9 protein-coding genes and 1 pseudogene are annotated in these 14,126 nt (G+C 72.5%); 4 read left to right on the top strand and 6 right to left on the bottom strand.

Annotated features, from left to right (window positions below; all coding sequences use genetic code 11):
* Window positions 1-189: 189 nt before the first annotated feature.
* From pyrE to A6A29_RS08615, 5 genes are all read right to left on the bottom strand, one after another.
* A complete protein-coding gene (gene pyrE, locus A6A29_RS08635) occupies window positions 190-729 on the bottom strand; it encodes an orotate phosphoribosyltransferase (RefSeq protein WP_073719417.1) in 540 nt (179 codons plus the stop codon).
* Between the two features lie 30 nt (window positions 730-759).
* Window positions 760-1,554 (bottom strand): aldose epimerase family protein, encoded by a 795-nt coding sequence (locus A6A29_RS08630; RefSeq protein WP_073719416.1) that lies wholly within the window; start codon window positions 1,552-1,554, stop codon window positions 760-762.
* Window positions 1,555-1,576: 22 nt separating this feature from the next.
* Window positions 1,577-2,479 carry an SRPBCC family protein gene (locus A6A29_RS08625; RefSeq protein ID WP_073719415.1) on the bottom strand — a complete coding sequence of 301 codons (903 nt, stop codon included), beginning with the start codon at window positions 2,477-2,479 and terminating at the stop codon, window positions 1,577-1,579.
* Between the two features lie 129 nt (window positions 2,480-2,608).
* Window positions 2,609-4,207 (bottom strand): polyamine aminopropyltransferase, encoded by a 1,599-nt coding sequence (locus tag A6A29_RS08620; protein WP_073719414.1) that lies wholly within the window; start codon window positions 4,205-4,207, stop codon window positions 2,609-2,611.
* Window positions 4,208-4,305: 98 nt separating this feature from the next.
* A complete protein-coding gene (locus tag A6A29_RS08615; RefSeq protein WP_073719413.1) occupies window positions 4,306-4,827 on the bottom strand; it encodes a DUF2617 family protein in 522 nt (173 codons plus the stop codon).
* Between the two features lie 755 nt (window positions 4,828-5,582).
* Between A6A29_RS08615 and A6A29_RS08605 the strand changes: the two genes are divergently transcribed.
* The 3 genes from A6A29_RS08605 to A6A29_RS08595 all read left to right on the top strand — a co-directional run bounded on the left by A6A29_RS08605 (window position 5,583) and on the right by A6A29_RS08595 (window position 8,474).
* Complete coding sequence (locus A6A29_RS08605) at window positions 5,583-6,764, top strand: pyridoxal phosphate-dependent aminotransferase (RefSeq protein WP_073719411.1); 1,182 nt, start codon at window positions 5,583-5,585, stop codon at window positions 6,762-6,764.
* Window positions 6,765-6,972: 208 nt separating this feature from the next.
* Window positions 6,973-7,758: a LamG domain-containing protein gene (locus A6A29_RS08600; RefSeq protein ID WP_073719410.1), complete on the top strand. Its 786-nt coding sequence runs from the start codon at window positions 6,973-6,975 to the stop codon at window positions 7,756-7,758.
* A gap of 131 nt (window positions 7,759-7,889) precedes the next feature.
* Window positions 7,890-8,474, top strand: coding sequence for a sigma-70 family RNA polymerase sigma factor (locus tag A6A29_RS08595; RefSeq protein ID WP_198953028.1), 585 nt, complete (start codon window positions 7,890-7,892; stop codon window positions 8,472-8,474).
* Between the two features lie 3 nt (window positions 8,475-8,477).
* Here the strand turns inward: A6A29_RS08595 and A6A29_RS08590 are convergent, their stop codons facing one another.
* Window positions 8,478-9,419, bottom strand: a complete 942-nt coding sequence (locus A6A29_RS08590) for a hypothetical protein (protein ID WP_073719408.1) — start codon at window positions 9,417-9,419, stop codon at window positions 8,478-8,480.
* Between the two features lie 242 nt (window positions 9,420-9,661).
* On the opposite strand from A6A29_RS08590, the pseudogene A6A29_RS08585 reads away from it, so the two are divergent.
* A pseudogene (locus A6A29_RS08585) lies at window positions 9,662-14,028 on the top strand (FtsK/SpoIIIE domain-containing protein).
* The last annotated feature ends 98 nt before the right edge of the window (window positions 14,029-14,126 follow it).

Raw genomic sequence — 14,126 nt, 5'->3', positions numbered from 1 at the left:
CTGACCGCTCCTTGGGATGTGCGGGTGTGCAGTGCTGGTCCCTGACCTGGGGCGACGTCATCGTCGCCCCCATCTTCCCAGACTCCCGCCCCGGCTCCACCCGGAGGACCCCCACGGATACGCGTCCGGGGTGGGAGGTTTCACGTGAAACCTCCCACCCCGGAGAGAAACCGCAGGTCAAGCCATGTATCAGCTGAGGCCGAGGTCAGCCACCGAGTAGACCTGGACATACGGCAGCCCGGCCTCGGCGATGGCCGCGGCGGCACCCCGCTCCACGATCACGGCGACGGCGACCACCTCGCCACCCGCCTCGCGCACCGCCTCGACGGCGGTCAGCGGCGAACCGCCGGTGGTCGAGGTGTCCTCGACCACCAGGCAGCGACGGCCCTTGACGTCCGTGCCCTCGATACGGCGCTGCATACCGTGCGCCTTCTGCGCCTTGCGGACGACGAACGCGTCCAGGCTCCCCCCGCGTGCCGCGGAGGCGTGCAGCATCGACGTGGCGACCGGGTCGGCGCCCAGCGTCAGACCGCCGACGCAGTCGTAGTCCAGTGCGGCGGTGGCGTCGAGCATGACCTGGCCGACCATCGGCGCGGCCTTGCCGTCCAGCGTGATCCGGCGCAGGTCGATGTACCAGTCGGCTTCCAGACCCGAGGAGAGGGTCACCTTGCCGTGCACCACGGCCTTGTCCTTGATCTGCTGGAGCAGGTCAGCGCGTACGTCAGTCATGTCAACGAGGGTAAGCGCTGCCGCCCCCGCTCAGAGCCGCACCCAGCTCCAGGTGGTCGCGATCTCCAGCGGGTCGATCGGAGTGACCAGCCGGGGCGTGGTGTTCAGCCCGTTCGGCGGCCCGGACTGCGGCTCCACGCACACCGCCTCCTCCTGCTCGTCGTAGATCACGACCCACTCGTCCCGGCTCTTCACCGTCAGTTCCAGTTGCTCCGGCCAGGTGAGCTTCACATCGACGCCGTCGGGCATCCCGAAGCAGTCGTCCCACGGGCCGGGCAGCGGGTCGATCCGCCGGCCGGTCGGCAGATGGTCCGCGCCGCGCTCCTCCTGCCAGGCGGCGTCGAAGGTGAGCTGCGCGTCCCGGCCCCCGGTGTTCCGCCGGAACCAGGGATGCCAGCCGGCCTGCGCGGGGAAGGAGTTCCCGTACGTCTCGACGGACAGCCGCAGCGTGAGCGAGTCCTCGGCCAGCTCGAAGGTCTGCGTCACCCGGCCCTCGTACGGCCAGGGCTCGGCGAGGTCGTAGTAGAAGGCCGCCTCCGTCGCATCCTCCCGGGCGGTGCGCCAGGCCGTGTCGCGGCCGGTGCCGTGGATGGCGTGCGGCGGGGAGTTCAGCGGCAACCGGTGGACCGCGTCACCGTTGCGGAACACCCCGTTCTCGGTACGTCCGCACCACGGCACCATCGGGAAGCAGCCGTACCGCTCCCCCTGGCGCAGCAGTTCGGTGCCACCGATCCGCAGGCTGCTGATCCGGCAGCCATGGGCGGGGTCAACGGTCAACTCGGCGTCGCCGACGGTCAGCCGGACGTTCTTCGCAGCTCTGCTCACACCCCCGACACTACTGGCGCCGCTACCTCCGGCGCCGCAGCGCCCGGCCCAGCACGACGGCGGAGGCGATCGCGAGGGCGGCGGCGGGGGCGGCCCAGCGCAGGACGGTGCCCGCACCGCTCGCGTCGGGCGAGGGCACGGGGGCGTACCGGCCGCGCGGCGGCGCGTGGTCGACCTCCTCGGCACTGCGCCCGATCATGGTCCGCCGGGCATGCGCGGCCTCGGCCGGGGGCTCGTCCGGCACGGTGAACTCCACCTCGACGACGGGGTCGAGCGAGGGGGGCGGCACGGGCGCGTCGAACACGGACCCGTTGCCGGCCGGTGCCCCGCCCTCGACATCGGCGTCATCGTCATCGTCATCGCCGAGCAGAGCCTCGTCGTCGGCCTCGGCCGCAACCTCGGCCTGGACCTCGGGGGCCGACGCACCCCCCTCATCGGCCGGCGCGTCCCCGGCCGAGCCCGCCACGGGCGAGCCCGGTTCCCCCTCGTGGGAGGCCAGCGTCTCCGTCACCAGCTGCTGCGTGAAGCGGTCCAGCAGCCGGTGGGCCGCCGAGAGCGCGGCCGCCGCGTCCAGCTCCTTGAGCCGGCCGTCACCGCTCGCCGTCCCCGTGAACGTCAGCGTCGTACCGCCGTCGGTCTCCGTGAGGCCGATGGTCAGCTCCAGCTTCACCGCACCGGTACCCCGGGCCTCCGCGCCCTCACCGGTCACCGAGAAGCGGTCCCCGTCCGGGCCGGACAGCCGCAGCGCGCCCCGGTACGTGATCGTGTGCCCGTCGGCCCGGATCTTCAGCCGGCCGGCCAAGGGCCCGGCCGACGTGTCGGCGTCCTGCTGGAGACCCGGTACACAGCGGGCGACGCGGGCAGGATCGCCCAGCGTCCGCCGAAGGGACGGGGCCGGAACCGGAACGAACACCTCATGCTCCATGGAAACCGAGCCTACTCAGCCCCGGCCGGTACGTCAGCGCTTCCGCACCCCGCACTCCCTCCACCGGCCCCGCCGAGCCCCCGCCGGCCCCCGAGCACCACACCCCGGACACCCCACCCGCCCCAAGGATCACTTCCCCTCCCAGTAACGCGGGTGGACCAGCGTCGACGGCGGCTGCCCCGTCACCCGTACGCTCTCCGCGGACCGCCCCGCCGTGCGCACCTCCCGCTCCCCCAGCGACCGGAGTCCGGGGGCCCCGGCGGCCAGCCCCAGCGGTGGCGGCCCGCCCGCGGAGGCCAGGACGAAGCCCCAGTCGTGCGGGTCCCGCCCGTCGCCGTTGACCCGGTCCGGGCTCGCCGCGAAACCGGAGAGCCTGCCGGTGACGCGGTACGGCCTGGGCGTGAGGCCGCCCGCCCGGACCGAGGCCTCCACCGTCCAGAACGTCCCCGGCCGGACACTCAGCGGCCCCGCGTGCACCACCAGCCGCCCGCCCGGCGCGAGGGACTCCGCGATCAGTCCGTAGAACTCCGCGGAGTAGAGCTTGGTGCTCGCCGTGATGCCCGGGTCCGGCAGGTCGGAGATCACCACGTCGTAGCGGTCGGCACCGGCCCGGAGCCAGGTGAACGCGTCCCCGCCGACCGCGGCGAGCCGCGGGTCCCGGTACGCGTGCGCGTTCAGCTCCCGGAGAGCGGGGTCCGTACGGGCCAACCGGGTGACGGCCGGGTCCAGCTCGACGACCGTCAGCTCCCGGACGTCCCGGTAGCGCAGCACCTCGCGGGCGGCGAGCCCGTCGCCGCCGCCCAGGATCAGCACCCGCTCGTGCCGCCCGTTCATCGCCGGGTGCACCAGCGCCTCGTGGTAGCGGTACTCGTCGCGGGCGCTGACCCGCAGGCGCCCGTCCAGATACAGATCGAGGGAGTCGCGGCCGGCCCCGGTGAGCACGACCTCCTGTACCTCGGTCTGCACGGCGACCCGCACGTTGTCCCCGTAGACCGCCCGCCGCGCCGCCCGCTCGAAGTCGTCGACCAGCACCGTGGCGACGGCCAGCAGCAGGATCACCGAGAGGTTGGCGAGGACCAGTAACCACCGGGACCGGGAGCTGAGGTCGCGCCGGAACAGCCACAGCACCAGCGCCCCGCCCGCCGCCGCGTTCACCGCACCGGTGAACAGGGCACCGGTCAGCTGGCCCAGCACCGGCAGCAGCAGAAAGGGGAACGCCAGTCCCCCGACCAGCGCCCCGACATAGTCGGCGGCGAAGAGATCCGCGACCGCCCCGCCCGGGTCCTGCCGGTCGACGCGCTGGATCAGCGTCATCAGCAGCGGGATCTCCGCACCGATCAGCACCCCGATCGCCAGCGAGAACCCGACCAGCGCGTACCGCGACTCCCCGAGCCACGCGAACGAGGCGTACAGCACGAGCGCCGAGGTCCCGCCGATCAGCGCGAGGGCGGCCTCGATGAGCCCGAAACCGACTGCAGCACGGCAGCGTAAACGTTTCGCGAGAAGAGAGCCGATGCCCATCGCGAACACCATCACGGACAGCACGACGGACGCCTGCGTGACCGAGTCGCCGATCAAGTAGGAGGCGAGAGCGACCAGTTCGAGTTCGTAGACCAGACCGCAGGCAGCACAGATGAAGACGGCGGCCAGCACGAGGAACCGGCCGGTACGGGGCCGCACGGGAAGCCCCGCCCCGGCCCCTCGCAGCGACACCTGCTGGTCGATCATGAAGCGAACGCTACGTCACGAACCGGTCGCCACCTGTCACCCACACGGGTGCAAGTGCCTGGGGCGGACCGGAGAAGTCCCCATGGCGGCCCGCCCGTTCAGGAGACTGACGCCGGCATCCGCAGACCCACCCGGGTGCGGGTCACCACCAACTGCCCCTCCTGCGGGTACGCGTGCCAGGTGCGCCAGCGCACCTGCCCCTCGGTCCGCTGCGCCAGCATCGCCGTGAAGGCGTGCGGGCTGCCCGGAAAGGTCCCCGCGAGACCGTGCGGATGGTCGGCGACCAGGGCGAGGAGCTCCTGGGCGCGCCCGGCGAACGAGCCCTCCGAGAGCGTCTCCACGCGCGCGGCGAATTCGTACTCCCAGTCCCCGAGCCGCTTGGCGACACCGAGGGGCAGGGGCGTGCTGCTGCCCGGAATGCAGGCAACGGTCTCCGAACAGGTGCCGCTCTCCTCATCCAGGAGGACCTGATGGGAGGCACCGAGAAGCCTCAACTGGACGGTGGCGTCGGCGAGCTGAAGGTCGAGGACGGCGAGGGCGGGCAGCGGCTCCCGTCCCAACGCCCAGGCCAGGTCGGCAGCTCGGGTATCGGAATAGGCCGTCTGGAGGGTCGTGAGCATGGGTCGGCTCCGCAAACACACATGGACACATGGACAGGGAGCGCCCCCCGTAACGACGCGCATAGGACTGGGGGAACGCCCGATCAGGTCCAACTGGGGTCCGAGGGCTGAATGTTCTGTACTGCGAGGGAATCACGAAGTACGCCTCACTCACAGCGTTTTTGCCCAACTTGACGTGCTTTCCATCCCCTCGGGGGCTGCCCGGTTCACCTGTTCAACTCGAACCCCACGCGTTGATCAACGAAAAGGTGTCCGGCGGGAGTTCACCCACCGGACACCTGACGGAACATCTCCTCGGTCAGCTGCCGCCTCCGCCGCAGCCGCCCCCGCCACCGCCGCACGAGGAGCTGCTGCCCCCGCACGACGAACTGCTGCTTCCGCACGAGTGGCCACCGGAATGCCCACCGGAGTGCCCATCGGAGTGCCCGCCGAAGTGGCCACCGCCGCCGCCGCAGGACGAGCCGCCCCCGCCGCCCGCCCACCAGCTGCCCCCGGCCGCCGCGCCCCCCGCGGTCCGGCGCTTTCCGATCCGCCGGTTGACCGCCCGCACCACGAGCGCCGGCACGAATCCGATCACCACAAACACGATCACTACCGTGAAGAAGACTCCCACCTGTCCCCCCATCCTTCCGTCCCCCGAAGCGGAATCCCCCGCTTCATGTTCATGTCGCTCCTTGCGTGTGTGGGGGATGCCCCCGCCCCGCCGGAGCCAAAGCAGACTTGAGCAACTCCAGAGCTTCGGCACAGGATGGCTCATGACTCAGGGACGACCACTGCTCAACCGCCGCCTCGCCGGGTTCGGCACGACGATCTTCGCGGAGATGTCGGCGCTGGCCGTACGGACCGGCTCCCTCAACCTCGGCCAGGGCTTCCCCGACACCGACGGCCCCGACGAGATCCGCGAGGCCGCCGTCCGCGCCCTGCGCGACGGGCGCGGCAACCAGTATCCACCGGGGCCCGGCGTGCCCGAACTCCGTACCGCGATCGCGGACCATCAGCTGCGGCGCTACGGCCTCACCCATGACCCCGACACCGAGGTCCTGGTCACGGCGGGCGCCACGGAGGCCATCGCCGCCGCGATGCTCGCCCTGCTCGAACCGGGCGACGAGGTCATCGCGCTGGAGCCCTACTACGACTCGTACGCCGCGTGCATCGCCATGGCGGGCGGCACCCGGGTCCCGGTCACCCTCCGCCCCGACCGGGACACGGGGACCTTCCGGCTCGACCTCGGCGAACTCCGCGCCGCCGTCACCCCCCGCACCCGCCTGATCCTGCTCAACACCCCGCACAACCCCACCGGCACGGTCCTCACCCGCGAGGAACTCGCCGCCGTCGCCGCGCTCGCCTGCGAACGCGACCTGCTCGTCGTCACCGACGAGGTGTACGAGCACCTGGTCTTCGAGGGCGAGCACATCCCGATCGCCTCGTTCCCCGGCATGGGCGAGCGCACCGTCTCCATCTCGTCCGCGGGCAAGACCTTCTCCTTCACCGGATGGAAGGTCGGCTGGGTCACGGCGAGCGGCCCGCTCGTCTCCGCCGTCCGGACGGCCAAGCAGTACCTGACGTACGTCAGCGCGGGACCCTTCCAGTACGCGATCGCCGAGGCGCTGCGGCTGCCGGACTCGTACTTCGACGGCTTCCGCGCCGACCTCCGCCGCAAGCGCGACCTGCTCGGCGACGGCCTGCGCGCGGCCGGGTTCGAGGTCTACCGGCCTCAGGGCACGTACTTCATCACCACCGACATCACCTCCTTCGGTGAGAAGGACGCCTACGCCTTCTGCCGTGCCCTTCCCGAACGCTGCGGCGTCGTCGCCATCCCCAACTCCGTCTTCTACGACGACCTGGACGCCGGCCGCAGCCAAGTCCGCTTCACCTTCTGCAAGAAGGACGACGTCCTCCGGGAGGCGGTCGACCGGCTGCGCGGCCTGGCGTCCTGAACCCGCGCGGCCCAAACGTCACCACTCCCCTTATTCCGCGGCCCCGGACAAGGCGTGTCCGGGTCCCCCGGCGCACAGGCGCGCCTCCGGGGGCGGACAGGTGCGCCGTCCTCCGGGCATGTCACAAAGTACGTGCACACTGAACCACTTCCGGTTCGCCCCCGTGATCACCAGTGACACATCTATGTCGCATCTCCTGAGGAAATTCATGACGCGCAGATGGCCGCTCATCACCACGATCACCGTACTGACCGTCGCGTTGGCCTTCGTCGTCGTCCAACTGGTGCGCGGCCAGGACTCCGAGAAGGAACCGGACGGAAAGGACCAGGCCGGGGCGAAACCGGCCGCGTCGAGCCCGAGCGGTGACGCCGAGTCGCTGCAGGGCCTCGGCTGGTGGCCCCTGCACCGGTCCGGCACCGCGAAGGCCGGCGAGCACGACGCCTCGGTCAGGGGCGGCACGCAGTGGACCGACGGACCCGAAGGCGGTGCGCTGCGGTTGAACGGCACCACCGGATACGCGGACTCCCACACCCGGCTCGACACCGCGGACCAGGACTACTCGGTCGCCGCGCGGGTGCGCCTCAGCCCCCAGGGCATGACCGGCATGCGCACCGCCCTGTCCCTGGACGGCGACCGGACCAGTGCGTTCTTCCTCCAGTACTCCGGCCCGGACGGCAACTTCGCCTTCAGTTTCAGCGGAGCCCGTACGGTCGCGACGACGCCGGAGAAGCCGCAGCCCGGCCGCTGGTACCACCTGACCGGCACGTACAGTCAGAAGGACCACCGGATGCGGGTCTACGTGGACGGCCGGCCGGCGGGAACCAGGGTGGCCTCCAACAGCGTGGAGCCCACTGGCACCGCGGTGATCGGGCGCGGAAAGTTCCATGGGAAGGCAGCCGATTTCTGGAACGGTGACATCGCCGACGTACATCTCTACGACCGGGAGTTGACCTCCCGTGAGGTGGGCTCGCTTTCCTCTCGCGAACCGGGCTGAACGGCGCGACGGGGCGAGTTCACCGCCGCCGCAGGCTGACGGGCGCCGCACGGCGGCTCGCGGCGGTGCCCGCCGGTTGTCCCGCAGCCGGCGGCCCCGTCTCCCCACAGATGACCGGAGAGGAAAGGCCCTTGTCGGCCAGCGCTTCGCCCGAAGACCTCATACCTGGCCCCCGTGCCGCGGAACCCCACCCCGACGAGTTCCTCAGAGCCTTCTACCACCTGCACGGGAACGCGTTGCTGCAGTTCGCCGCACGTCGGCTGGAAGGCGACTGGCATCGCGCCGAGGACGTCCTCCAGGAAGTCGCGATACGCGCCTGGCGGCACGCCGATGAACTCGACCCGACCACGGACGCGGTACGGCCCTGGCTGTTCACCGCGCTGCGCAACCTGGTCATCGACGGCCACCGGGCCCGCCAGGCCAGACCGCTGGAGACCGGTGACCCCGAACTCGCCCATCTGCCGGTGTCCGACGGCGTGGACCACATACTCACCTCCCAGGTACTCATCGACGCGTTGCGGGACCTGCGCCCGGCACATCGCGAGGTCCTGATGCACGTGCACTACCTGGGACGCAGCGTCAACCAGACCGCCAAGGTCCTCGGTGTGCCCCCGGGCACCGTCAAGTCCCGTACGTACTACGCCGCCCGCGCCCTGCGGGAGGCACTGCACAACCGGGGGCTGTACGCCGGCGGCCTGTACCGCGAGGCCGGATGACACTCATGCCAGACGTCCCGCGTGCCGGGTGATCTCCAGGCCGAGCGGCCCGGTGTCGAGCGAACCGCCCGCATCGGCACGCCAGCGCCACCCCGTGGGTGCCTCGCCGATCACCAGCAGCGCGTCCCCGCGCCGCATACCGGCCAGTGCCCCTTCCCGTCGCGGGAGCTGCGAGGAGTCCACGACGAACAGATGCGGCGCCTCGCCCTGGACGGCGATCCGGCTGGTGCCCTCGATCAGCCGGTAGATCTGGGTGACGTCGGGCGAGCCGAACTCCGGCGCGCCCGTGCCCGCCGACGCCGCCATGGCGAACGCCTCCTCCAGGCTGGCCGCGCTGTGCAGACGCGAGGTCCGCGGCTCGTCGCCGAAGAGGAGCCGGCCGTCGGCCAGGGATCCCACCAGGGTGACCTCGGCGAGCGCCCCCACCGGTCCGGCGAGCGCCTCGCTGACGACGGCCCGCACCAGGCTGTGCACCTCCTTGTCCGGACCCGTCACCGAGACGGGCCCGGCCGCCCGGGAGAGGTCGACCAGCACGCGGTCGGGTCCGTCCAGGCCCACCGTCACCGTCAGCGCGTACGGCAGGGCCGGTTCGCCCTCCGGGCCGGGGCGGTGCAGAGCGTCGGGCGAGATCGTCCAGCGCTCGCCGTCCGCCTCGACGGTCCAGGGCGCGGGGGCGGACTCCTCGGCACCGGCGAGCAGCAGGGCGAGCCGCTCCTCGGAGTAGACGACGGCGTACAGGTCGGGCAGCGGCCGGCCGGAGCGCAGGCACTCGCCCGTCAGCCGGCGCAGTCCCGCGTTGACCACGTCCAACGCCTCCCGGCCCACGACGGCCACCGAGGCGGCACGGGGCTTCGGCGGGCGGGGCCGTCGCTCGGTGACGATCAGCGCGGCCACCGCCCCGATCAGCGCCAGCCCCAGCACCGCGGCCAGGACGTACCAGATCATCTTCTGACTCCTTGTCGGGACGCCCCGGCGGCGGAGCCGGGACGATCGGGAACGAGAGCGGCGTAGTTGCCGCGCGGTGCACCCGATGGCCACTACGGCGCCCGTCGGCGGATGGTTCACCCGCCGCACCGGTGAACCATCCGCGGACGCGCTCCGTAGGTCCCATCAGTGGCACGGGAGCCGCCGACTGCGGCTGCCGGGGCCCCCATTCACGTCGGCTGGAGGACGTTCTCGTGTCGTTGATGTTGACCGTGGTCGAGGAGGGCGGTGACGCGTTCGACGTCCACCTCGACGCCGACCCCGACACGCCCGTGGGCGCTGTCGCGGAGGCGCTGGCCGGGGCGGGCGGCGTCCAACGGCCCCCGGAGGGCCTCGGCCTGTACGCCGGCGACCGGCTGCTGCCCGCCGATATGCGGCTGCGGGACGCGCCGCTGCACCACGCGGCCATCGTGGGCCTGGGCGGCCCGGCGGGCACCGCGTCGGCCGAACCGAACGGGCTGGTGGAGGTCCGTACGGTCGGCGGGGCCGGCGCGGGCGCCGTGCGCCGGCTGGACATGGGCGAGTACCGGATCGGGCTGGCCCACGACGGGGCCGCCCAGGTGCTGCGCTCCCTACCGGACCGTCCGTTCGCCGTCCTGGCGGTGGGCCCCGGAGGACGCTGCCGTATCTCGCCCGACGCCTCCGCGCCGGCCGACGGCACCCTGCAACTGGACCGCGAGGACCTCACCGAGGCGGCCGCCTGGCCGGCCGGCGCACAGCTCCTCGTCGGGGACAGCCTGCTCGAACTCGCCCTCCCGCAGAAGCCGGACGCGGCCGTGCAGCCGTCGGAGGACGGCACCGGCTTTGACTACAACCGGCCGCCGCGGCTGCGGCCGGCCGAGAACGCCACCCGCTTCACCCTGCCCTCCCCGCCCGGCCGCTCCCGTGGATCACGGCGCTGGCCCCGCTGGTGATGGCGGGGGCCGCGGCACTGCTGTTCGACCGTATGACGATGCTGCTGTTCGGACTGCTCTCCCCGGTCGCGATCGTCGGCAACTATGTGATGAGCCGGCGCACCGGGCGCCAGTCCCACTCCGAGAGCGTCGCCGCCTACGAGGAGAAGAAGGCACGGATCGAGGGCGACGCGGCGGACGCCCTGACGGCCGAACGCACCGCCCGGCGCCGCGGCTTCCCGGACCCGGCCGAGGTCGTCCTGACCGCCGTCGGCCCCCGGCGCCGTCTGTGGGAACGCCGTACCTCCGACGCCGACTTCCTCGAACTGCGCATCGGAACCGCCGATCAGGACTCCGAGGTGGTCCTCCAGGACCCGACGAAGGACGAACACCGCCGCGAGGACCCGCGGACCGCGTACGACGTCCCGGTGACCGTGCCGCTGCGGGAGCACGACGTCCTGGGCATCGCCGGCGAGGGCACGGTCGCACGCGCCGTGGCGCGCTGGGTGGTCGCCCAGGCCGCCGTCCTGCACAGCCCCCGTGATCTCCAGATCCATCTGCTGACGACCGGCGAACGGGGCCGTGACGGCTGGTCCTGGCTGCGCTGGCTGCCTCATGTGCGCAAGAAGTCCGGCGACACCCCGGCCAGCATCGGCTACGGCACGGAGACCTGCGCCCGGCGCGTCGCCGAACTCACCGCGCTGATCGTCGAGCGCGCCGGACGCAAGGACCGGCGGAGCCGGCCCGCCGGGCCCGATGTGCTCGTCATCCTCGACGGAGCCCGCAAGCTGCGTTCGCTGCCCGGCGTGACGCAGATCCTGCGCGACGGACCGGCCGTCGGCGTCCGTGCGCTCTGCCTGGACGCCGAGGAGCGGCTGCTGCCCGAGGAGTGCCACGCCGTCGTCGCCGAGGAGCCCGGCGGAACCGTGCGGGTGGGACGCTCCGGGAGGGGCACCGTCGGGGGCATCCGGCCCGACGTGGTGTCCCTGGACTGGTGCCGTTCGCTGGCCCGCGCGATGGGCCCGCTGCGGGACCCGGGCGGGGCCGACGAGGAGGCCGCGGTGCTGCCCGGCTCCGCGCGGCTGCTCGACGTCCTCGCCCTCGACCCGCCGCAGGCCGGGGCGATCCGGGCGCGCTGGACGGCCGGGGGCCGCTCGACCCGGGCGGCCGTCGGCGTCTCCCTGGACGGCCCGTTCCACCTGGACCTGCGGCGCGACGGCCCGCACGGGCTGATCGCCGGCACCACCGGCTCCGGCAAGTCCGAACTCCTCCAGACGCTGGTCGCCTCGCTCGCGGTGGCGAACCGTCCGGACGCGATGACGTTCGTCCTGGTCGACTACAAGGGCGGCTCCGCGTTCAAGGACTGCGTCGACCTGCCCCACACCGTCGGCATGGTCACCGACCTCGACGCCCACCTCGTCGAGCGGGCCCTGGTGTCGCTGACGGCGGAACTCACCCGGCGCGAGCACATCCTCGCCGCGGCCGGCGCCAAGGACATCGAGGACTACGTCGACCTGCTGGAGCGCAACCCGGCGGGCCGCGCGCCGATGCCCCGGCTGCTCATCGTCATCGACGAGTTCGCCTCGATGGTGCGCGACCTGCCGGACTTCGTGAAGGGTCTGGTCAACATCGCCCAGCGGGGCCGCAGCCTCGGCATCCACCTGATCCTGGCGACGCAGCGCCCCAGCGGCGTCGTCTCCTCGGAGATCCGCGCCAACACCAACCTGCGCATCGCGCTCCGGGTGACGGACGCCGGCGAGAGCCAGGACGTCCTCAACTCCCCCGAGGCCGCCGGGATCTCGCAGGGAACCCCCGGCCGCGCCTATGTGCGCCTGGGCCAGAACTCCCTCGTGCCGTTCCAGTCCGGACGGGTAGGCGGCCGTCGGCCCGGCGCCTCGGCGACCTCGCTGCCGGCGCCCTGGGCGGTGACGGTCGGCTGGGAACGGCTCGGCGAGCCGCTCCCCGCGCGGCCCCGCGGCGCGGCCGTACCCGCCGAGGTGGAGACCGACCTGACCGGGCTCGTCGCCGCGATCCGCGAGGCGGACCGGGAGATGGGCATCCCCGCGCAGCACAGCCCCTGGCTCCCGCCGCTGCCCGAGGTCCTGGTCACCGGCGAACTGCCGGCGCCCCCGCCCTCGGACTACGACCTCGCGCCCGTCGCGTACGGCGTGGTGGACCTGCCCGCACAACAGGCCCGGCAGCCCCTGGTGATCGACCCGGCGACGCTCGGGCACCTGCACATCATCGGCTCGCCCCGGCAGGGCAGATCACAGACGCTGCGCACCATCGCCGGCACCCTGGCCTTCGCCCATTCCCCGGACAAGCTGCACATGTACGGCATCGACTGCGGCAACGGCGCGCTGCTGCCCATCGAGAGGCTGCCGCACTGCGGGGCCATCACCATGCGCACCCAGCCCGACCGGGTGGCCCGGCTGCTCGCCCGGCTGAACGGGGAGCTGGCCCGGCGCCAGGAGATGCTCGCCGCCCGCGGCAGCGCCGACCTGCCGGAGCTCCGGCGCGCCCTGCCGGAGGACGAACGGCCGCCGCACATCGTGCTGTTCATCGACCGGTGGGAGGTCTTCGACAAGCAGCTCGGCGAGTACGACTCCGGGAACCTGCTGAACTCCGTGCTGACCCTGCTCCGGGACGGCGCGAGCGTCGGCATCCACCTGGTGATGACCGGCGACCGGGCGCTGTTCTCCAGCCGGGTCAACGGCTCCACCGAGGACAAGCTCGTACTGAAGCTGAACGAGAAGTCCGAGTACGGGATGATCGGCATCACCCAGCGCAACGTGCCCGACGAGATCCCGCCGGGCCGCGCGTTCCGTGTGGCCGACAAGGCGGAGGTGCAGATCGCGCTCCTCACGGACAACCCGGAAGGCCAGGCGCAGGCTGCGGCGCTCATCCAGATCGCCGAGTACTGCGGCGAACGGGCGGCCCAACTACCCGCCTCCACCCGGCCGTTCCGCGTCGACACCCTGCCGGACCGGCTCACCTGGGAGGAAGCGGTCCGGTACGTGCCACAGCCACTGCCGTCCGCGCGGTGGGCCATGTCCGGTGTGGGCGGCGACGAACTCGCCGCGTACGGACCGGACTTCGGGGTCACACCGACCTTCCTCGTCGCCGGACCCGCCCGCTCCGGCCGCAGCACCGTCCTGGCGACGCTGACCCTGTCGCTGCTGTCGTCCGGGATGTCGGTCGTCATCGGCGCGCCCGCCAGGTCACCGTTGCGCCGGCTCACCGGACGGCCCGGGGTCCTCGCGGTCTTCGACGAGTCCGACATCGACCCCACGGCGCTGGAGGAGGCGCTGGCGTCCTCGCCGCAGGGGGCCGTGGTGGTCCTGGACGACGCCGATCTGCTGCTGAAGACGAAGGCCGAGCCCGTCCTCACCCAGATCGCCAAGTCCGGTGCCGAGAGCGGCCGGGGCCTGGTGATCTCCGGGCAGACCGACCGGCTCTCCTCCGGCTTCTCCGGCTGGCACACCGAGGCCCGTCGCAACCGGTGCGGTCTGCTGCTGAAGCCGCAGAACATGAGCGACGGCGAACTGATCGGCGTCAAGGTGCCCCGCAGCCGCCTGGGCGCGACCCGCCCGGGGCGGGCGATCCTGCACCTGGGCGACGGCGTGCTGCGTACCGTCCAGGTCCCGGAGACGGTGCTTCCGCCGGCCGGGAGCTGAGCGCCCGCACAGGAGGAGTTCCGGCACTTCACGGCAGAGGGCTCCCGCCCCGGCGACAGCCGGGGCGGGAGCCCTCACGCATGACGGGACGCGGCCCG

This window comes from Streptomyces sp. TSRI0281, from assembly GCF_001905125.1.
In the GTDB taxonomy this organism is placed as follows: domain Bacteria; phylum Actinomycetota; class Actinomycetes; order Streptomycetales; family Streptomycetaceae; genus Streptomyces.
The sequence above is the reverse complement of the archived record's forward strand: the minus strand, read 5'-3'. Positions and strand labels throughout refer to the sequence as shown.

Coding starts and splice junctions, on each gene's coding strand:
- pyrE (WP_073719417.1), bottom strand. CDS start 729: ATGACTGACGTACGCGCTGACCTGCTCCAGCAGATCAAGGACAAGGCC.
- A6A29_RS08625 (WP_073719415.1), bottom strand. CDS start 2,479: ATGGAGCATGAGGTGTTCGTTCCGGTTCCGGCCCCGTCCCTTCGGCGG.
- A6A29_RS08620 (WP_073719414.1), bottom strand. CDS start 4,207: ATGATCGACCAGCAGGTGTCGCTGCGAGGGGCCGGGGCGGGGCTTCCC.
- A6A29_RS08615 (WP_073719413.1), bottom strand. CDS start 4,827: ATGCTCACGACCCTCCAGACGGCCTATTCCGATACCCGAGCTGCCGAC.
- A6A29_RS08605 (WP_073719411.1), top strand. CDS start 5,583: ATGACTCAGGGACGACCACTGCTCAACCGCCGCCTCGCCGGGTTCGGC.
- A6A29_RS08600 (WP_073719410.1), top strand. CDS start 6,973: ATGACGCGCAGATGGCCGCTCATCACCACGATCACCGTACTGACCGTC.
- A6A29_RS08590 (WP_073719408.1), bottom strand. CDS start 9,419: ATGATCTGGTACGTCCTGGCCGCGGTGCTGGGGCTGGCGCTGATCGGG.